Origin of the sequence: Rhodococcus sp. GXMU-t2271 (assembly GCF_041414735.1) — a bacterium.
Lineage (GTDB): Bacteria > Actinomycetota > Actinomycetes > Mycobacteriales > Mycobacteriaceae > Rhodococcus > Rhodococcus indonesiensis.
The window spans coordinates 77,473-95,606 of sequence record NZ_JAUIZP010000035.1 but is presented as its reverse complement, the minus strand read 5'-3'; the positions used below and the strand labels follow the sequence as shown (position 1 = coordinate 95,606).

General features: G+C 65.9%; 17 protein-coding genes and 1 pseudogene. 13 read left to right on the top strand and 5 right to left on the bottom strand.

Going from position 1 to position 18,134, the window contains the following annotated elements; all coding sequences use genetic code 11:
• Positions 1 to 542, bottom strand: a 542-nt coding sequence (locus QYS60_RS13855) for an AMP-binding protein (RefSeq protein ID WP_371383437.1), incomplete at its 3' end; no start/stop codon positions are given.
• Positions 543 to 961: 419 nt separating this feature from the next.
• Between QYS60_RS13855 and QYS60_RS13850 the strand changes: the two genes are divergently transcribed.
• From QYS60_RS13850 to QYS60_RS13835, 4 genes are all read left to right on the top strand, one after another.
• On the top strand, positions 962 to 1,765 hold the full coding sequence (locus QYS60_RS13850; RefSeq protein ID WP_119699437.1) for an enoyl-CoA hydratase-related protein: 804 nt from the start codon (positions 962 to 964) through the stop codon (positions 1,763 to 1,765).
• A gap of 104 nt (positions 1,766 to 1,869) precedes the next feature.
• A complete protein-coding gene (locus tag QYS60_RS13845; protein ID WP_119699436.1) occupies positions 1,870 to 3,006 on the top strand; it encodes an acyl-CoA dehydrogenase family protein in 1,137 nt (378 codons plus the stop codon).
• Between the two features lie 29 nt (positions 3,007 to 3,035).
• Positions 3,036 to 3,932: an SDR family oxidoreductase gene (locus QYS60_RS13840; RefSeq protein WP_119699435.1), complete on the top strand. Its 897-nt coding sequence runs from the start codon at positions 3,036 to 3,038 to the stop codon at positions 3,930 to 3,932.
• Between the two features lie 171 nt (positions 3,933 to 4,103).
• A complete protein-coding gene (locus tag QYS60_RS13835; protein WP_371383436.1) occupies positions 4,104 to 4,844 on the top strand; it encodes a PaaI family thioesterase in 741 nt (246 codons plus the stop codon).
• 86 nt (positions 4,845 to 4,930) lie between these two features.
• On the opposite strand, the gene QYS60_RS13830 is transcribed toward QYS60_RS13835, so the two are convergent.
• A complete protein-coding gene (locus QYS60_RS13830) occupies positions 4,931 to 5,287 on the bottom strand; it encodes a zinc ribbon domain-containing protein (RefSeq protein WP_371383439.1) in 357 nt (118 codons plus the stop codon).
• Here QYS60_RS13830 and QYS60_RS13825 point away from each other — a divergent pair.
• From QYS60_RS13825 to QYS60_RS13795, 7 genes and pseudogenes are all read left to right on the top strand, one after another.
• Positions 5,264 to 5,422, top strand: a pseudogene (locus QYS60_RS13825) (hypothetical protein); the annotation flags it as partial. The gene QYS60_RS13830 and the pseudogene QYS60_RS13825 overlap by 24 nt on opposite strands.
• A gap of 41 nt (positions 5,423 to 5,463) precedes the next feature.
• A complete protein-coding gene (locus QYS60_RS13820; protein WP_371383435.1) occupies positions 5,464 to 5,760 on the top strand; it encodes a WhiB family transcriptional regulator in 297 nt (98 codons plus the stop codon).
• A gap of 147 nt (positions 5,761 to 5,907) precedes the next feature.
• Positions 5,908 to 6,888 (top strand): zinc-binding dehydrogenase, encoded by a 981-nt coding sequence (locus QYS60_RS13815; RefSeq protein ID WP_119699432.1) that lies wholly within the window; start codon positions 5,908 to 5,910, stop codon positions 6,886 to 6,888.
• Positions 6,889 to 6,995: 107 nt separating this feature from the next.
• Positions 6,996 to 7,520 carry a MarR family winged helix-turn-helix transcriptional regulator gene (locus QYS60_RS13810; protein WP_371383434.1) on the top strand — a complete coding sequence of 175 codons (525 nt, stop codon included), beginning with the start codon at positions 6,996 to 6,998 and terminating at the stop codon, positions 7,518 to 7,520.
• 205 nt (positions 7,521 to 7,725) lie between these two features.
• On the top strand, positions 7,726 to 8,880 hold the full coding sequence (locus QYS60_RS13805) for an acyl-CoA dehydrogenase family protein (RefSeq protein ID WP_119699430.1): 1,155 nt from the start codon (positions 7,726 to 7,728) through the stop codon (positions 8,878 to 8,880).
• Between the two features lie 27 nt (positions 8,881 to 8,907).
• Positions 8,908 to 9,705 (top strand): SDR family NAD(P)-dependent oxidoreductase, encoded by a 798-nt coding sequence (locus tag QYS60_RS13800; RefSeq protein WP_102031040.1) that lies wholly within the window; start codon positions 8,908 to 8,910, stop codon positions 9,703 to 9,705.
• A 332-nt stretch (positions 9,706 to 10,037) separates the two neighbouring features.
• Positions 10,038 to 11,705 (top strand): AMP-binding protein, encoded by a 1,668-nt coding sequence (locus QYS60_RS13795; protein ID WP_102031041.1) that lies wholly within the window; start codon positions 10,038 to 10,040, stop codon positions 11,703 to 11,705.
• Positions 11,706 to 11,773: 68 nt separating this feature from the next.
• Here the strand turns inward: QYS60_RS13795 and QYS60_RS13790 are convergent, their stop codons facing one another.
• Together QYS60_RS13790 and QYS60_RS13785 are read right to left on the bottom strand one after the other, a co-directional pair.
• Positions 11,774 to 12,742 carry a response regulator transcription factor gene (locus QYS60_RS13790; RefSeq protein WP_371383433.1) on the bottom strand — a complete coding sequence of 323 codons (969 nt, stop codon included), beginning with the start codon at positions 12,740 to 12,742 and terminating at the stop codon, positions 11,774 to 11,776.
• 191 nt (positions 12,743 to 12,933) lie between these two features.
• On the bottom strand, positions 12,934 to 14,067 hold the full coding sequence (locus tag QYS60_RS13785) for a LuxR C-terminal-related transcriptional regulator (protein ID WP_102031936.1): 1,134 nt from the start codon (positions 14,065 to 14,067) through the stop codon (positions 12,934 to 12,936).
• Positions 14,068 to 14,371: 304 nt separating this feature from the next.
• Here QYS60_RS13785 and QYS60_RS13780 point away from each other — a divergent pair, with 304 nt between their 5' ends.
• Both QYS60_RS13780 and QYS60_RS13775 read left to right on the top strand, forming a co-directional pair.
• Entirely contained in the window at positions 14,372 to 15,673 is a 1,302-nt protein-coding gene (locus QYS60_RS13780) for an MFS transporter (RefSeq protein WP_102031043.1), read from the top strand.
• Between the two features lie 26 nt (positions 15,674 to 15,699).
• Entirely contained in the window at positions 15,700 to 16,713 is a 1,014-nt protein-coding gene (locus tag QYS60_RS13775) for a hypothetical protein (protein WP_102031044.1), read from the top strand.
• Positions 16,714 to 16,875: 162 nt separating this feature from the next.
• Here QYS60_RS13775 and QYS60_RS13770 read toward each other — a convergent pair whose 3' ends face one another.
• A complete protein-coding gene (locus QYS60_RS13770) occupies positions 16,876 to 18,099 on the bottom strand; it encodes an acyl-CoA dehydrogenase family protein (RefSeq protein WP_102031045.1) in 1,224 nt (407 codons plus the stop codon).
• Between the last annotated feature and the right edge of the window lie 35 nt (positions 18,100 to 18,134).

The following is an 18,134-nucleotide window of genomic DNA, read 5'->3' as shown; positions in this document are numbered from 1 at the left end:
GCGACCGTGGCCCCGCGGTGCGGGACTACGAAGAAGGTAACGGGGGGTGCGCTGCGGCTCGCCAGGTATCCGGACATCACGTTGCTGCCGCGGATCAACAGTTCCCGTCGTCGGCGACGCGCGCCGGCACGCCCGGCAGGAGCACCCCGACCGAGCAGGGCTTGGCCCGCCCGTGCGAATACCCCATGGGCCCGTTCGCCGAATTCACCGTCGGCGACGGTGAACCGGGTACCGACGTGCTCGACAACCCACTCGCGAACGTCGGGGGCGAGGTGGGGATTCACCGGTACCGCCACGAGACCGGCCTTGGCGATGCCGCACATCGTCCCCACGGCCTCGACGGAGTTCTCGCAGCACAGCAGGACGCGTTCGCCGTCGGCCGGGCCCGCCGCCTGTAATGCTCGTGCAGTGCGATTCGTCGCGTCGTCCGCCTGTCGATAGGTCAGGCGCCGAAAGTCTTCGGTGGGGTACGCCCCGGCCCAGCCGCCCAGTGCATCCTTGTCCGGGCTGCTCCACACCAACCGCTCGAGCAGATCGACCACGACCGTCCGGTGCCAGCGCTGATCCGGCGGCCGTGCAGCGTCGTGACGTCGAATTCCGTGGGGTTCACTCTCCGGGGATGAGGGCCTGGCAGAAGGCGCCGGTCGAGAGCAGAACGACGAGCGAACCCTACGACCGCCCGGAGTCCTGCGACGTATCTCGCGCCGATCGCCAATGTCGATTCCTCCGGGGAGCCCACGCGAAGGTTCGGTCGGAAGTGTCCTCTACCCGGGCTCGGCTGTGGGCATATTGTGCGGTTCCCGCCACCAGCTCAGGACTCGACAAGCAACCCACCTCTTGAAAACGATCGTTAACGCGGGGTACATTTGTCATACGGTCGGACCAAACCCGACGACTCCGTCCCGCGACCTGTTCTCGCGGCGACGGCGAGCCACCCGAGCAGGAAGGGACCAGCAGGTCGATGACTGATTTCACCGCATTCACGGACGTGACGTACGAGGTCGACAACGGGCTCGCCTGGATCACGATCAACCGGCCGGACCGATACAACGCCTTCCGCGCCCGCACGGTCGACGAACTCGTCAAGGCTTTCAAGGCCGCCTGGGGCAGCGCCGAGGTCGGCGCTGTCGCCCTCACCGGCGCCGGTGAGAAGGCCTTCTGCTCGGGCGGCGACCAGAAGCAGCGCATGGAGACCGGCGACTACGGCCCGTCCGACAGCGGCCTGTTCGAAGTCGAGGCCCTGCACCGTGTCATCCGGGACACCCCCAAGCCCGTCATCGCCGCCGTCAACGGTGTCGCCGTCGGCGGCGGACATGTCCTGCACCTGCTGTGCGACATGTCCATTGCCGCCGAGCACGCCATCTTCGGACAGAACGGCCCCCGGGTGGGATCCTTCGACGCCGGTCTGGGCACCGGCTACCTCGCCCGCGCCATCGGCGAGAAGCGGGCGCGGGAAATCTGGTTCATGTGCCGCCGCTACAGCGCCCAGCAGGCCCTGGAATGGGGGCTGGTCAACAAGGTCGTACCCGCCGACCAGCTCCGCGCCGAAGTCCGGGCCTGGGCCGACGAGATCCTGCAGCTCTCCCCCACCTCACTGAAGGTGCTCAAGCAGTCGCTCAACGCCGACACCGAGCACTTCATCGCCCAGGGCAACATGGCCTACTCCACACTCAAGCTGTTCGGTGAGTCCGCCGAAGCACTCGAGGGCATCAGCGCGTTCAACGAGAAGCGCAAGCCCGACTTCTCCAAGTTCCGCGGCGCCTGACCCTCCCCAGCTCCCGGGCGGCGAGACACCACCGTCCCGCCGCCCGGTGACCTGCCCCAGATCACGTCACCCACCCCGGTTCTTCACAGAGAGCAATTGTCGACATGCGCTTCAGCCGAGAACAACAGGAGTTCGCACTCGCGGTCCGCGAGTTCTGCGACGCCGAGTGCAAAACCCTTCAACAACGCGATGCGCTCACCGCCGACGGCACCGTGGCCAACAGCCAGGTCCTCCTCGACAAGTTCGCAGCACTCGGCTGGCTCGCGGTGTCGTTGCCCGAGGAATACGGCGGTGGCGGCGCCGGGATGGTCGAGGAGTGCATCTTCCTCGAGGAGACCTCTCGCGGTCTGGCCCCCATCACCGGCTACTCGACCGGCCTGACCGCCGCCCAGACGTATCTGCGCTACGGGACCGAGGAGCAGAAGCGCACGATCGTGTCGAACATGGCCGCGGGCAAGCTCGAAGCGATCGCCCTGAGCGAGCCCGGCGCGGGATCCGACCTCGGCGGCGTCCGCATCAAGGCCGAGCTCGTCGACGACCACTACGTCATCAACGGCCAGAAGACGTGGATCTCCGCAGCCCACGTCGCCGAGCACATCCTGCTGCTCGCCCGCACCGACTCCTCCGGCTCCAAGCACACGGGTCTGACCCTGTTCATGGTGCCCACCGACACCCCCGGCCTCGAGATCCACGGAATCGCCACCATGGAGGCCCGCACCTGCAACGACCTCTACTTCACCGACGTGGCCGTCCCGGTCACCGCCGTGGTCGGCACCCCGAACCGGGCGTGGCGCCACCTCATGCGCGGCCTGAGCGTCGAGCGGCTCATCATCGCCACCATGTCGCTCGGTGCCGCCGAACGCGCACTCGACGACGTCATCGCGTTCGTCACCGAACGTGAGCAGTTCGGACGCAAGATCGGCAGCTTCCAGGCCATCCGCCACCGCATCGCCGACCTCGCCACCGAAATCGCCTTCGCAAAGTCCTTCGTCTACGAGGTCGCCGAACGCATCGACGCCGGCGAGGAGGACAATCTCAACCGTGAGGGCTCGATGGCCAAACTCAAATGCACCGAGATCGCGAAGAAGACCACCCTCGAAGCCATGCAGATGATGGGTGGCTACGGCTACACCCGCGAATACGGCATGGAAGAACAGGTCCGCCACGCCCTGGCACCGACCATCTACGGCGGCACCAACGAAATCCAACGCGAAATCATCAGCAAGAGCCTGGGACTGTGACTCCCGTTCCCCGACCGATAGGACCCGACATGACCACCTCCCCGTTCACGTCCGAGGCCCTCGCCGGCAAGCGAATCCTCATCACCGGCGGTGGAACCGGCCTCGGTCGCGGCGTCGCCCGCCACCTCGTCGACCACGGCGCCGACGTTCACCTCTGGGGACGCCGACCCGCCGTCCTCGAAGAAGCCGCCAGCGAGGCGTCCGTCTCGCGGCCCGGCTCGGTCCACTGGCAGACCGTCGACGTCCGCAATGCGGAGATGGTGTCCGCCGCGATGGACGAGATCTGGACCCTGCACGGCCCCCTCACCGGAGTGATCAACAACGCCGCCGCCAACTTCATCGCCCCCACCGAGTCACTCAGCCCGCGGGCCTTCGAAGCGGTCACCTCCACCGTGATGAACGGTTCGTTCAACACCACCCACGCCGCCGGCCGCCGCTGGATCGAAGGTGGCACCAGGGGCGTGGTGCTGTCCACGCTGACCACCTGGGTGTGGAGCGGTTCGGCGTTCGTGGTCCCCTCCGCGATGGCCAAGGCCGCCGTGCATTCGATGACGATGTCCCTGGCGGTCGAATGGGCCCGCTACGGAATTCGCCTGAATGCTTTGGCCCCCGGACCGATCCCCACCGACTACGCCTGGGAGATGCTCAACCCCACCGACAAGAGCGCGGTCGGCGCCACCCAGGCCGACCAGGTCCCGATGGGGCGGATGGGCACCATCGAGGAACTGGCCAACCTGACAATCTTCCTGCTGTCCGACGCCTGCGACTACCTCACCGGGCAGACCATCGCCATGGACGGGGGCCAGATGCTCGCCGGACCCGGCACTTTCGCCGGCTTGACCTCCATGACCGACGAGGACTGGGCCACCGCACGTGAACGCAGCAAGGCCGCAAGCGAAGCCGCCAAGGCCCAACGTGGCGTCTGAGCTCCCCATCCCGACGGACCTGACCGCCGGAGACCACTCTCCGGCGGTCGGGCCCTGGGCGCGTGCGCGTATTCGGCTTCACCGTCCGTCAGGAGAGCCATGACCATCGACACCCCCACTGCGCTTCGGTTCTTCTCCACCGCCGCCGAAAAGCTGTTCCGAGTCGCCGATGTGACCGGCGACGAGACCCGCGGGCTGACCGACATGCTCACGGGGCCATGGCTTGCCGACGAATTCGGACAACCGTGCCGAGGAACTCTCGGCGTCGTAATGGATGACGTGATGGGACATCTCGTCAGTGGACCAACTCCTGAGGGACACTGGGCGGTGAGCACCGAAATCCATCTCGACTTCATAGCGGACCCACCGGTCGACGGATCGGTTCTCCGCGCCGAAAGCTGGGTTCTCGGCCGAGGCTCGCGGACCGGGCTGGCCGGCGGCCGGGTCGTCGACGCGCAGGGCCGTCTGATCGCCTGCGGGTCCACCCGCCTCCAGACAGTGCCACTGACCGACCCACCGGGCGCACCCGTCCTCTCCCCCGATGATCTGGACTCTCGACTCCGCGCCCGCTCGATCATCGACCTGCTGGGGGCCGAGCACGCGCGGGGGGCCAGTGGGATCGAATTCGGCCCGTCACCGATGCTCGCGAATCCGATGGGCAACATCCACGGTGGTGTGCTCCTGTGCGCCTCCGAAATCGCGGGTTCGGCTGCGTTACCCACCGACGCGGAGTTCCGCACCACCTCGATTCACATCTCGTATCTGCGGCCGTGCCCGTCGGACGAACCCGTCACTTTCACACCGAAGGTTGTGCACTGCGGTCGCAGCCTCGGAATCGTCGAAGTCTCCAGTCGCAACGCGGCTGGAAAGACGTGCACCACCGCCACCATCACCTACAGCGCCGTCCACTGACCGGCGCAGGACACCCCTTCCGATCCGCAACAGCCACAGGGAGTGCTCTTGACGCCTCTCCTTCCCGAAGGCAGGAGATTCCCGACTCAGACCGCAACCGCACCACCACCCGGAGGGAGGTGATCCGCTTGACTCACGTCGTCGACACCGGTGTGGCCACGCTCCGCCACAGCCAGAACCACTCTGGCAGCGTTCCGGTCCCGGCACGCGGTATGCCCGCACGCCCAGCACCGGAAAACACGTTCCTCGAGTCCGGAGCATTGCTCGGCTCTCGCGAAACACCTCGAACACGTCATGCTCGTGTACGCGGGCCGCACCGACACCACCTTCCGGCCGGCTCGCCGGCCCCGCTCGAGCAACTCCCGTTTCACCGTCGCGACCGCGGCATCGGCGGCCTTGCGCCATCTTCGACTTCGACAGGAACTCGAATCGCACTCGGACATCCGATGGGCATGAGCGGCGCACGGATTGCGCTGGCGCTGGAACTGCGACGCCGAGGCGGCGGCACGGGTGCCGCAGCCCTCTGCGGAGGCGGCGGCCAGGGCGATCGATGCACCGATCCTGAGAGTCGCGCATGACTGATCGACAGACGGCACATTCCCCCATCCAGGTGGAGCTCATGACGCGTCCTTCGACGAAACATCACATCACCCCCTTCTCGACCGCCGACACCGACTGGCAAAGACACGGCCGGTGCCGCGATGCGGACCCCTCGCTGTTCTTCGGACCCGAGCACGAAGCCGGGCACGAACGAGCACTGCGCGAAACCGAGGCGAAGAGCGTGTGTCAGCAATGCCCCGTGCTACCTCGATGCCGCAAGCACGCACTCGCCCACTCGGAGCAGTACGGCATCTGGGGCGGCCTGACCGAGAGCGAGCGCAAACGACACCGGCGACCGCTGTGGAGATCCCCGTAGCCCTCGGATGTAGAGCCGGCACGAACCCCGCCCGCCGGAATCCACCGGTTCAACCCTCGGATCGGCACCGGTGACGGTTACAGGCCGACCCTCCCCACACCGCAGGATGTGCAGTATCGCGCACCAGGTACGACCGAAAGGATCATTGTGGACGCCGTCGTGATGCAGGAATTCGGAGGACCTGATGTCTTGAAGTGGCAATCGGTCCCCGATCCGACCCCCGGGCCAGGATGGGTCACCGTCAAACTGAAGGCGGCCGCGCTCAACTGGCACGACGTCTTGGTGCGACAGGGCAAGTACTCCTCACCACTGCCGCACATTCTCGGCGCGGACGGCGCGGGGATCCGCACGGACACCGGCGAGGAAGTCCTCGTGCTCCCCTCACTGTGGTGGGGCGATCGCGAAGCCGCCCCGGGCGCGCAATGGGAGATCCTCGGCGATCACCAGCGCGGCACCTACGCCGAGTTCGTCCGAGTCCCGAAGGACTGCGTCGCGCCCAAGCCCCGCAACCTCACCTGGGAACAGGCCGCTGCACTGCCCCTCGTCGGACTCACCACCTACCGCGCCCTGTTCACACGCGGCCGCCTCCGCGCCGGCGAAAACCTCCTGGTCCTCGGCGCCGGCGGCGGCGTCGCCACCATGGCCGTGATGCTCGCGGCCGCCGTGGGTGCGCGCGTCACCGTCACCTCCTCGTCGACGTCCAAGATTGCGCAGGCTCGAGAACTCGGCGCGACGAACGGCGTTTTGTACACCGACCCCGCATGGCCGGATGCCGCTCGCCGGCTCTCACCCCACGGCCAAGGATTCGATCTCGTCCTGGATTCCATCGGCACGTGGGAACAGTCCATCGCAGCACTGCGGCCGGGGGGTCGACTGGTCGTGCTGGGGGCCTCCCGCAGCGAACACGCCGCCCTCGACATCCGCCCGTTCTACTTCGGGCAATACGAACTGATCGGGACCACGATGGGCAGCCCGCACGACTTCACCGGTCTTCTACGGCTGCTGGACGCCGAAACCGTCCCCCCACTGCCTATCAGCGCGGTTTTCCCCCTCGCCGAAGCGGCCGCCGCCCACAAGCACCTCGAACAGGGAAGCGGATTCGGGAAGATCGTGCTCTCGCACAGCTGAGCCGTTCGTGCACCGACCGGCGACACCCGTACCCCTATCATCGAATCCGATACAACCCGGCTGTCGGTGCGAGGCATGGTTCGGCGACGACGAGAGGACGCGTAGTGGTGAGCGAAGGGCCGACCCCTGCCGACGACAGCCGCGATGTGATCGATTGGATGCGCGCCGAGTGGACGGAACGGCGGGATTCGGCCGAACTGGAATTCGCCACCACGATGGCCCTACTTCGTACACATCAGTGGATCGTCCGCGCCATGGACGGAGAACTGCGCTCGCTTCGATTGTCGCGCAACGCCTATTTCATTCTGACTTCGCTGCAGCTGTCCGAGGGCCGGACCCGTCCACTGGGAAAGCTGAGCAAGTACCTCATGGTCCATCCGACCACGGTGTCGATGGCGGTCGATCAGCTCGTGAAGGCCGGCCTCGTCGAACGCCACGCTCACGAGACGGATCGCCGGACCGTTCTCGCCACGCTCACCCCGGCCGGCATGGACGTGGTCGAGGAAGCGAACGATCGACTCGCCGGTACCCGGTTCGGTCTCGCCTCGGTCGACACCGAGACCCTGGAATCCTTGATCGCACACCTGCAACTCGTCCGCCGCGCTGTCGGCGACATCGAGACGGGCCATTGAACGCCTGAACCTTTCGCGGCTGCAACAGTCGAGCGCCGCGCTGCTCCGCATCACCCACCTCTTGCCGAAACTGCTTTGTCGACCTACTATTCAAACCTAGAGTTCTTTTCCGGCAGGGAATGGGTCCATCCGCCTTCGCATCGTGCGTCAGCGCTTCCCTCGCCGTGATCACCCCCGATCGAGTCACGCACAGGAGCACACTCCGATGGTTTCCTTCGCATTCACCGACGAACACGAGGAGTTCCGAAAGACGCTGACAGCGTTCAGCGGCCGCGTACTCCTGCCCGGTTACCGCGACCGAGCAGCATCGACGGAATTCCCCTTCGACATCCTGAAGAAGCTCGGCGATATCGGCCTGCTGGGCATCGGACTCCCCGAGCAGTACGGCGGGACCGGCAACGAAGATCCGATTCTGCTCGGCATCGCCACCGAGACCCTCGCATACGGCGACGTGAACATGGCATCGGCGCCGGTACAGATCGGTCTGGTCGCCTCCCAGCTGGCGCTGTGCCGGGACGAAGTCCAGGAGCGTTACCTTCCGCCACTGATCCGCGGTGAACAGACCGTCGCCATAGCCTTGACCGAGCCGGGGTCCGGATCCGACGCAAGCGCCCTTCGCACCACCGCCACCGCAGTGGCGGGCGGGTGGCGCCTGAACGGTGAGAAGACCGCGATCTCGTGGGCGATGAACGCCACTGCGGCCCTCGTCTATGCCCGCGAACCCGGATCGGAGCGAGCGCGGGGCGTCAGCTGCTTCGTCGTCCCGCTCGATGCGGACGGAGTCACTGTCAGCCACATGCCGGGCATGGGTTGCCTCCCCCTGGGCTGGGGAAGCATCCACCTGTCCGACGTCTTCGTCCCGGAATCGCATCTCGTCGGTGAACTCGGCAAGGGCTTCCACTCGGTGATGGAGCACTTCGACTTCAGCCGTGCCGCCCTCGGGCTGATGTGTCTCGGGGCAGCGAAACAGAGCCTCGAGGAAGCTGCCGACTACGCGCAGCATCGGGAAACCTTCGGGCAGCCGCTGTCCGAGCACCAAGGCCTCGCATTCCAATTCGCCGAACACGCCACCTACCTCGAAGGTGCCCGCTGGATCTGCTATCGGGCGCTGTGGCTGCGAGAAACCGCGCAACCGCACACCGCCCTCGCGTCGATGAGCAAGTGGTGGCCGCCCGTCGTGGCCAAGAACGCGATCGAGTTCGCCATGCGGGTCCACGGAAACCTCGGTTACTCGACCGAATCACCTCTGCAGCAGAGATACCGCGACGTCACCGCCTACCTCGTCGCCGACGGCACGGCCGAGATCCAGAAGCGCATCATCGCCAAGGACATCTTCGCCCGCGGCACGGTATCGCTCTGATCCATTACTCCCGAACGGAATACACGAATGAACACGCGTGATATCGCAGCACCGAAGGAACTGACGGACAGCAGCGCACTGATCGTGGGAGGCACGGCCGGAATCGGCCTGGCGACCGCCGTGGGCCTCGCTCAGGCCGGCGTACCGCGCATCATGATCGTCGGTCGAGGATCGGAACGTGGAGCTTCTGCCCGGGAACGCATCTCGTCCGCCAACTCATCCTGCGACGTGACATTCCTGTCCGCCGATGCGACCACCGTCGACGGCGCCACACACATCGCCCTCCAAGCCGAACGGGTCCTGGAGGGCGTCGACATCCTCGTCTCCACGACAGCGGCGGACACCCGCCCGGAACTCTTCGCGAACATCCCCACCGACGACATCGCCCGCATCTTCGACCAACTCGCCCTGCCGTGCATGTACCTTGCGAGCGAAATCGTTCCCCACATGACGGCAAGGAAGGCCGGGGTGATCATCAACGTCGCCTCGGATGCCGCGAAGACCGCCACGCCCGGCGAAGCGGTCATCGGTGCAGCCAAGGCGGCGATCGTCATGTTCACCCGAACCCTGGCGATCGAGGCCAAGCGCAACGGAATCCGGGTCAACGTCCTGACGCCGTCTCTCGTCGCCGGAACCGGCTCGACCGAGCGGATCACCTCCGACGGATTCAGCGCCAAACTGTTCGCCAAGGCCGCCCAGCAGGCCCACCTCGGCGTCCCCGAATCCGAGGACCTGGCGGCGCTCGCGGTCTTCCTCGCCTCCCCCGCCGCACGACGGCTCACCGGACAGGCCATCAGCGTCAACGGGGGAATATCCGCGGCCTAAGTACCGCCTCCGTACCGGGGCCGAACCCCTCATCCGGGTGACGCGACGTCGCCACCATCATCCCGTATCGGAACGACGACGGTGCGGTCCACATCGCACACGTCGGTGACCTCGGTTTCGGTGAGCTGTTTCGCCATCGACCACGCCACTGGGTACGGCGCGTGTGCGTCACTCCCGGCATCTCATCCCATCGAGGCATTTCCTTCCCCCTCGAGGCCGAGATCGCGTCCGAATCGTTCTCTTCCTCATTTTCCGGTCGACATCATGGTTCGACCGACAACTCCGGGCCCACCTCCCGCCGCGGAGGGGCTCCTGAAAGCAAGGATCTCCACATGGATGTCATGGAGCACACAGGGGCAATCCGACCCGAGGGCCGCTACAGCGCGGGCACTCTCCACGCGTTCCGCTCGAACGGTTACTGGCGCGACGAAAGCCTGACCGAGCACATCGACCGCTGGGCGGAGACCGACCCGGATTTCGTCGCCGTCACCGACGGCTACGGCGCACTCACCCGTAGCGAACTTCGCGCGCAGGCGTACCGTCTCGCGGCATCTCTGAGACGACTCGGAGTCGTCCCTGGCGACCGGGTGCAGGTGCAGCTGCCGAACTGGAACGAATTCGTCGTCATCTACGTGGCCGTGGCCCGGATCGGCGCCGTTCTGGTGCCCACGATGCCGGTCTACCGACATGACGAGGTGCGCTACGTCCTCGAGCACTCCGGAGCCAAGATCTCCTTCGTCACCGAGGAATTTCGCAAGTTCCGCTATGCCGACATGGTGACCGAAGTACGCCGCGAGGTGCCCGGACTCGAGCACGTCGTCGTCGTGCGCGGGGCGGTAGGCGCCGGCGAGGTGGCGTTCGATTCGCTGATCGCCGGTGACCATGTGCCCGGTAACGACGAACTCGGATCGCCGCCCTCGGCGGATGCCGCCCACGCGATCATCTACACCTCGGGGACGGAATCACGCCCGAAGGGTTGCCAGCACACGTTCAACACCCTGTCCTTCACCGTCTACGGTCTCGGTCGTGAGGTGATGGGCCTGAATTCCGACGATGTGGTCTTCATGCCTTCCCCGGTGACGCATGCGACCGGGCTCGCCGTGGGCGTGGCGACACCGTTGATCCTCGGCAGCGGAATCCACCTCCTCGACGTGTGGGAGCCGAACGAGGGACTTCGACGTATCGCGGAGTTCAGGACTACGGTCAGCATGGCCGCGACGCCGTTCCTGCAGATGGCGCTCGGAGCCATCGAGGCCGGCGCAGTTCACGACCTGAGCTCGATGCGACTCTGGGTCAGCGCCGGGGCCCCGATCCCGGAAACCCTACTGCGGGATTGGAAGGCGGCGCTCCCTGATTGCACCCTCCTCCCGGTGTACGGCAGCAGCGAAGGACTCCTGGTGACGGCCGTGCGCGTGGACGACCCCGTCGAGAAGGTGCTCTCCTCCGACGGGCGGGCGTTCGCCGGTGTCGATCTCGAGATCCGCGACGAAGCGGGCGCTGTCGTGCCGGCAGACGAGGAAGGCCAGATCTTCTACGGCGGACCGGGCATCTTCCTCGGATACTGGCGTGATCCCGAGCGCACGGCCGCGTCGGTCGATGCCCGGGGATTCCTCGCGTCCGGTGATCTCGGCCGCGTCGACACGGACGGCTATCTGCGGGTCACGGGACGGATCAAGGACCTCATCATCCGGGGAGGCATGAACATCTCGGCGCGGGAGATCGAGGAGCACCTCTTGGCGCATCCGCGGATCATCGCCGCAGCGGCGGTGTCGATGCCCGACGCCCGCCTCGGCGAGAAGGTGTGCGCCTTCATCGTCGCCGACGGCTCCGCACCGACTCTGGAGGAGGTGGCCGGCTTCCTCCGGAACGAACGCAAGACCATGGCGCAGAAGATTCCGGAAAGGCTCGTGGTTGTGGATCAACTCCCTACCACCGCAACCGGAAAGATCCAGAAGTACCTCCTCCGCAGGCAGGCAGCCGAATCGGTTGCCGACGCCTGATCGGCCGGCGCCGCCCGCGGCGGGTCGTCCTGGTGGGAACGGTGGCCACTGCGCTCGTGACAGATCGGTCACCGACTCCCGCTGTTTCGCGAGTCTGTCATCGCGACGTAGCGGTAGATGGCTTCGGACCGATTCCTCGCGCCCAGTTTTCGGAGGATCTTCTTGACGTGTGTCTTCACCGTGAAGTGGCTGATGACCAACTCCTCGGCGATGTCGGCGTTGGACGCACCCCGGGCAACCAATGCGAAAACCTCGCGTTCACGAGCAGTCAGAGAGCCGAGCGCCGAGGTATCCGGATCTTCGTTCAAGCCTCCGGTCGGCGCGACGGCCCACCGGGTGGAGTTCTCGTCGACGAAACGCACATCGGCATGCTCGAGAAGCTCGGCTTCCCTTGCCTCCTGCTGCAATCGTTGGATGAGCAGGCTCTTCTGTTCTCTGAGGCGATCGGCGAGCGTCACCCGCTCGAACAGCATTCCGGAACTTCGTGCGAAGGCGCCGAGCACATCTCTGACCATCGCGTCCAACGCTTCACCGGTGGTGCGGCTTCCGTGCACGAGCCCGATCACACCGGTCGACACGGTGATCGGAGCCACCACGTACGAACTCGAGGCGAGCATCTGCGCAGCCTCCGGGCTCGGTCCGATGTCGGCGTCCCACCCGGCAAGCACCGCCGACCGTGTCTTCCATGCCCTGCGCTCGGCCGATTCGGAGGTGAGGGATAGGGCGGGCGGCAACTCGAGTACCTCCTCCGTCCTTGCCACGCTGTAGAATTCGAGCGCCGTCCACGTTCCGTTGTGCACCTCGGACAACATTATTCGGTCGAGGTGGGCGGTGTGCGCAACTTCTCGGCAGAGGAGTTTGCGGAGACCGGCGACCGACTCGGCACCACGAAGACGACGTATCGCGCCGGCGAAGTCGAGGGGCGAGGACACATGCTCCGGTCGGGGTTGCTCCGTGCGGATTCGACGGCGCAAGTCCTGGAGGTCGACGATGAGGCGACCGAGTGCCTGTCGACGCTCGGGGTCGAGTTCGGTCAACGCGGTGAACGCACATTCGGTGGCTTCGTCCAGCGGTGTCATTCGAGTGTCGAGAGAAGCCGAGCGAGTCGTGCCGGGACGCGGGCCGACACCGTAGGTGTTCCGGAGCCGGTCGAGGAGGGCGACGACGGCGTGTGACAATTCGCGGTCGGCGGCCGACCGGGCGGCCGTTTGCCCCTGAGATCTCTCCTTCATCGCTGTGGTCGAGCCCGGCTCGAATAGAGAGCAGCCGCGGCAGCGCGCGTAGGTGCGTGCAGCTTCTGGAGTACCGCTTTCACGTGCGATTTCACGGTGCCCTCCGAGATGACCAGCGCTCGGGCGATCTGGCTGTTCGTTGCTCCTGTGGCGAGATGGGAGAGGATCTCGCGTTCCCGGAGGGTCAGTACCGAGTCCGGTGCGACCCCATGGTGGTCGTCGGGCTTGCCGACGGCACCGTCCGCCGGTACCTCGGAACGGCGGGAGAGAATCGCCTCGGCCATCGAGATCCGATCGAGCATGGTCTGAGTTGCGTCGAACGACTTCTCGACCCGTGCCCGCTGTAGTTGCAACCGATGCTTCAGAACCGCCTGTTCGTAGATGATCGCCAGGATGGTTGCGAACGTGTCCAATCGGTCTCGATCACCCGGGTCGAGCGCATCGGTCGATCCAGGACGATCGGCATGGAGCAGCCCGATGACCTTTCCCCCGGACATGACCGGTGCAGCGACGTACGCCGACGTCCGGGACGCACTGACCATCTCCTTGTGTGTGCGGTTGTCGTCGGCCGGGGCCGCGACCAGCGCCGGAACCCGGCGGCGGACCAGCTCGGTTTCCAGAGGTGCCTCCACCAGCGAGAGTTCGGCGGAGTTCACGTAGTCGGAGAAGTCGAGTGGTGAGCCGTCGAGTTCGGGCCGCAGATAGAGGCGGCGTGGCTGCCACCGAGTGCCCGACACTGCGGAAATCAACGAGCGCGCGAACGGCAGCGTGGTGCAGACGACCTCTGGTGCCGACTCGATGATCTCGTGCGGCGGAAGCTCCCGAAGTTTGTCTGCGGCGTCGTGTACCTCGCGCAACTCGGCGACGGGACGAATCGCCTCGGCCTCGGCGAACTGCTCCTCCAGGTGTTCGATGTCGACGAGAATTCGACACGCGTCCTCGATGTCCGTTCCGGCCACCCGCCCCTCGGTCAGCGCACGGGCGAGTCGACGCCGCGTCGTAGCCAGCGACACCGGTAGAGCGGAAGAGAGCAGGTCGCGGGTCTCTTCACCCAGCAGCTTGCCGGCCGTACCGAGAAGCTCGGCGGCTCGCTCTACGAGATGCGTCGAAGTCGCCGTCCGACTCACCATGGCCCCACATCGCCGACCCCGGTGCCCATGCCGCTTCCGGCCGCTCTTGTGACTGCGATCACGGGGCAAGTGTATCCAGTCCAGTACCTAATTGTCCAATGGTATGACCCTTTATAAGAGGCTCGCAGCTTGGAAGGCGCCACGATCCGCCGTCCGGGGAAATCGCCGGCCCCGCCCGGATCGCTTTGGCCTGTCCTTTACATTGGACTGTCCGTATGCTGTCATCGTGTGACAGGGACCACTCCTCGAGGTTCCGTGCGCAGCATCGCCACCCCGACCACCGATATCGATCACAGGAGCTTTCATGAACGCAGTCGGCACGACTGGGTTGCAGGTGCCCACGCGGCACTTGAACCGCTGGTGGTACGTCATCACCGGCTTTGTCACACTGTTGTTCGGCACCAGCACGGTCAACGTTCTGTTCAACATCCTCGGCAAGCCTATGACCGAGGAGTTCGGATGGGACCGCAGTGTCATCGCCAACGGCCTGTCCATCGAGACGGTGATGGTCGGAGTCAGCATCGTCATCCTCGGCTTCCTCATCGACCGCTACGGTCCGAGGATGCCCTCGGTACCGATGGCCTTGGCTTTCGGAATCGGACTCATGCTGATGTCCGCCCTTCCGAACAACGAAACGCTCTTCTTTGCCCTCTGCATCCTGATCGGTGCCGGTGCGGGTGCGGTGAACCCGGTAGCGCACTCCACAGTGGTCAGCGCGTGGTTCCAAGATCGCCGAGGCATGGCGCTGGGCGTCCTCATGGCCGGTCTCGGCGCCTGCGGGGTGCTGATGCCCTACCTCGCGAACTGGGTGCTGGGCATGGGTGGCTGGCGCCTCGCCTTCCTCGTCATCGGCGCCGTGTGCACCGTCGTCCCGGCTTCGGTCTATGCATTCGTCACCCGGATGCCCGCCGAACACGACGCCGAGCGCGCGGCCGCACGTCTGCAGGGCCGAATGGCCGGGGAGTCCCTCCTCACCGTGGCGCGGAAATACCGGCAGTTCTGGCTGCTCTCCGTCGCGATCTTCGTGGTGTCCTCGGCCACCTTCGGTCTGATGTCGCAGGTCGTGCCGATGACCACCGACAAGGGCATCAGCCAGGGGACTGCCGTTTCGATCCTGTCCGTACTCAGCCTGGCGTCGATCTCCGCTCGTCTGCTCGTCGGCTACCTGCTCGACCGGTTCTACGCTCCAGTCATCGGATCGATCATCTTCGCTTTGTGCGCCGTCGGGGTCTTCCTCATGATCACCTCGTCGGAGATCGGCCTGCTCTTCGTGGGTTCCGCACTTATCGGCCTGGGTTTGGGATCCGAGGGCGATCTCGCCGCGTACATGGTGAGCCGCTACTTCCCCAAGCACTCGTACGGTCGGGTGCTGGGATTCATCTACCTCCTCTACGCTCAGGGCGCGGCCTTCGGCATCTTCCTGCTCGGACAGATCTACGGCGCCACGGGCTCCTACAGCGCCGGCGCGCTACCGATCATCGTGCTGGTCGGCATCGGAATCGCCTGCCTGCTCATGATGGGCTCCTACCGCTTCACCCTCGACCACAAACAGGTCGATGCTGCTGATGAGGCTCAGGAGACGATGACATCACCGGTTTCCAACTGATACCCCGTCGACCAGAAGGAGCACGAATGACCGACGGATTCCACGACGCCCTGGTAACCCGGACCACCCCGGACATGCCGGAGAAATTCTTCGACCGGTTCATGTTCAATCTCCACCCGGACGGCAGCGCCGCGCCCTCGGTCGTCCTCGGCGCCGGGGTCTATCCGCCGCGCAACGTCGTGGACGGCTTCGTGGTGCTGACCACGGCGGCCGAACAGCGCAACCTCCGCTTCTCCACCGAGCACGACGCCACCGACGCCGCGTCCGTCGGACCCCTGAGGTGGGAGACCGTCGAGGACAACACGACCTGGCGAATCCAGCTCGGTGAAAACAAGACCGGACTCGAACTGGACCTCCTCTGGCACGCCCGGGCGCCCTACTGGCTCGGGTCGGTGGAGGTGGCGAACACCGGCGGAAACGTCACCTCGTTCGACCATCTCTTCCAGCCCGGGCGCTACGAGGGCACGCTCACCTTGGACGGCGCCACGACCGATGTCGCCGGTTGGTACGGACTGCGGGACCGCTCCCGCGGAGTACGCACCATGTCCGGAGGCCAAGGCCTGCACATCTGGTACCAGGCCCAGTTCCCGGACCGCACGTTCGGATTCCTCCTCGTCGAGGACCGACACGGCGGACGGATCCTGCTGGAGGGCGCCGTCATGCACGACGACGGCCGACTCGACGACATCACCGACGTCCGGCACCACCTGGCGTTCACGGCAGGCAACGACCTGACCAGCGGCACGGTGGAGATCGTGACCGCCGCCGGCGCGACCTACCGTGTCGACGCCGACGCCTCGGCCGGCGGTGGATACATGGCCGGTGGCGGTTACGGCGGACACCACGGAAAGGTCCGCGGTCGCGACTTCGAAGAGTTCGACGTCTATCCCCTCGACGGGACGGTGGGACCGACGACTCTCGACTCCGCCCTGACAGACCGATGCTGCACGTTCGGCTGGAACGGGCAGACCGGATACGGCATTTTCGAATTCGCCCTGTCGCGGTCGTCGTCCTACGCCTACCGCCCCACCTTGGGGTAACTCGCCGAGCCCGTGACTACCCCTGCACCGATCGGACAGTGCAGGGGTAGCTCAGGGCCGAAACACGTTCAGACTCGAGCTCGCATCCGCACCATGAGATCGGCAGGCCGGCCGTGCGGGTCACCCCTTCGCCTGTCGGTAGGTGATGGACACTCGACGAACTCACCGTGTCGAGGACGCGGGGCGGGCCGCTCCTCTCTGCCATGACGAGGCCGCGTCGCTGCCGCGCTTCTCGTAGGGAACGAAGTCGGTCCCATACTTCTCCCGCATGATGATGATCTTCTGGATCTGTGCCGTACCGTCGGCGATCTCGACGGACATCACATCACGCAGGCGTTGCTCGAACGGAAGTTCCTGCGAGTAACCGTAGTTCCCGTGCAGGAGGAGACATTCCTTGACCGCCGCGCTCGCGACGAGCGGGCCGTACCACTTCGCCATCGCCGCTTCCAAGGTGTGCGGCAGACCGAGAGTGCGTTTCTCGAGCGCCGTGTAGCAGATCATCCGCGCCGCCTCGACCTTGGTGAGGTGTTCGGCCATGGGAAACGACACGCCCTCGAACTTCGCCAGCGGAGCACCGAACGCCGTGCGCCGGCGCACGTACTCGGCTGTCTCGTCGAGGGACGCCCGGGCCGCGCCGAGTCCGGTCAGCGCGAGCAGCGGCCGAGTGAAGTCGAACCCGTTCAGCACACGGGAGAAGGCACGCCCTTCGAGGCCGATCAGGTTCTCCGCCGGCACCTCGACACCGTCCAGATGCAGCACCCCGCGACCGAGGATGCCCCATCCCGTATCCGGAACCGTCGACGTGGCAATGCCGCATGCGTCGAGCGGCACCAGGAACGTCGACACACCGGCATCCTTGCCGTCCCGGATCGTCCGTGCGGCGAGGATGATCGCTTCCGCGTCGGCCAGCATCGTCACCGACGTCTTCTCGCCGGAAATGGTGTATCCACCTGCGGTAGCTCGCGCGACGGTCTTGATGTCGGCGGCGTCCGAACCCACCTCGGGTTCCGTCAACCCGAACGCCACGTACGTTTCACCCGCGATCAGGCGCGGCAGCCACCTCTCGACAATCGTCTCGGATGCGTAGTGCCGGATCAACGTGCTCATCAGCATGACGGGAATCGTGATGTTGGCGACGTTGAAGTCCGCGTAGGCGAGTTCCTCGACGGCGACGCCGGCCGCAACGAAGTCTTCCCGCTCGAGGGGGTTGTACCCCTCCCCCGCGAGCAGACCGTAGAGCCCCAGGCCGGCGATCTCGCGATGCAGATCCCACGGGAACGTGGTGGACTTCGCGCGCTCGAGATACCCGGGCGCCAGGCGTTTCGTCGCGAAGGCTCGCACCGCGTCACGGATGCCGAGCGCCTCGGGGTTCAGCAGCGGTGTCACCGGGCGGTCCTTCCGCCGATCACGGATTCGGTCCT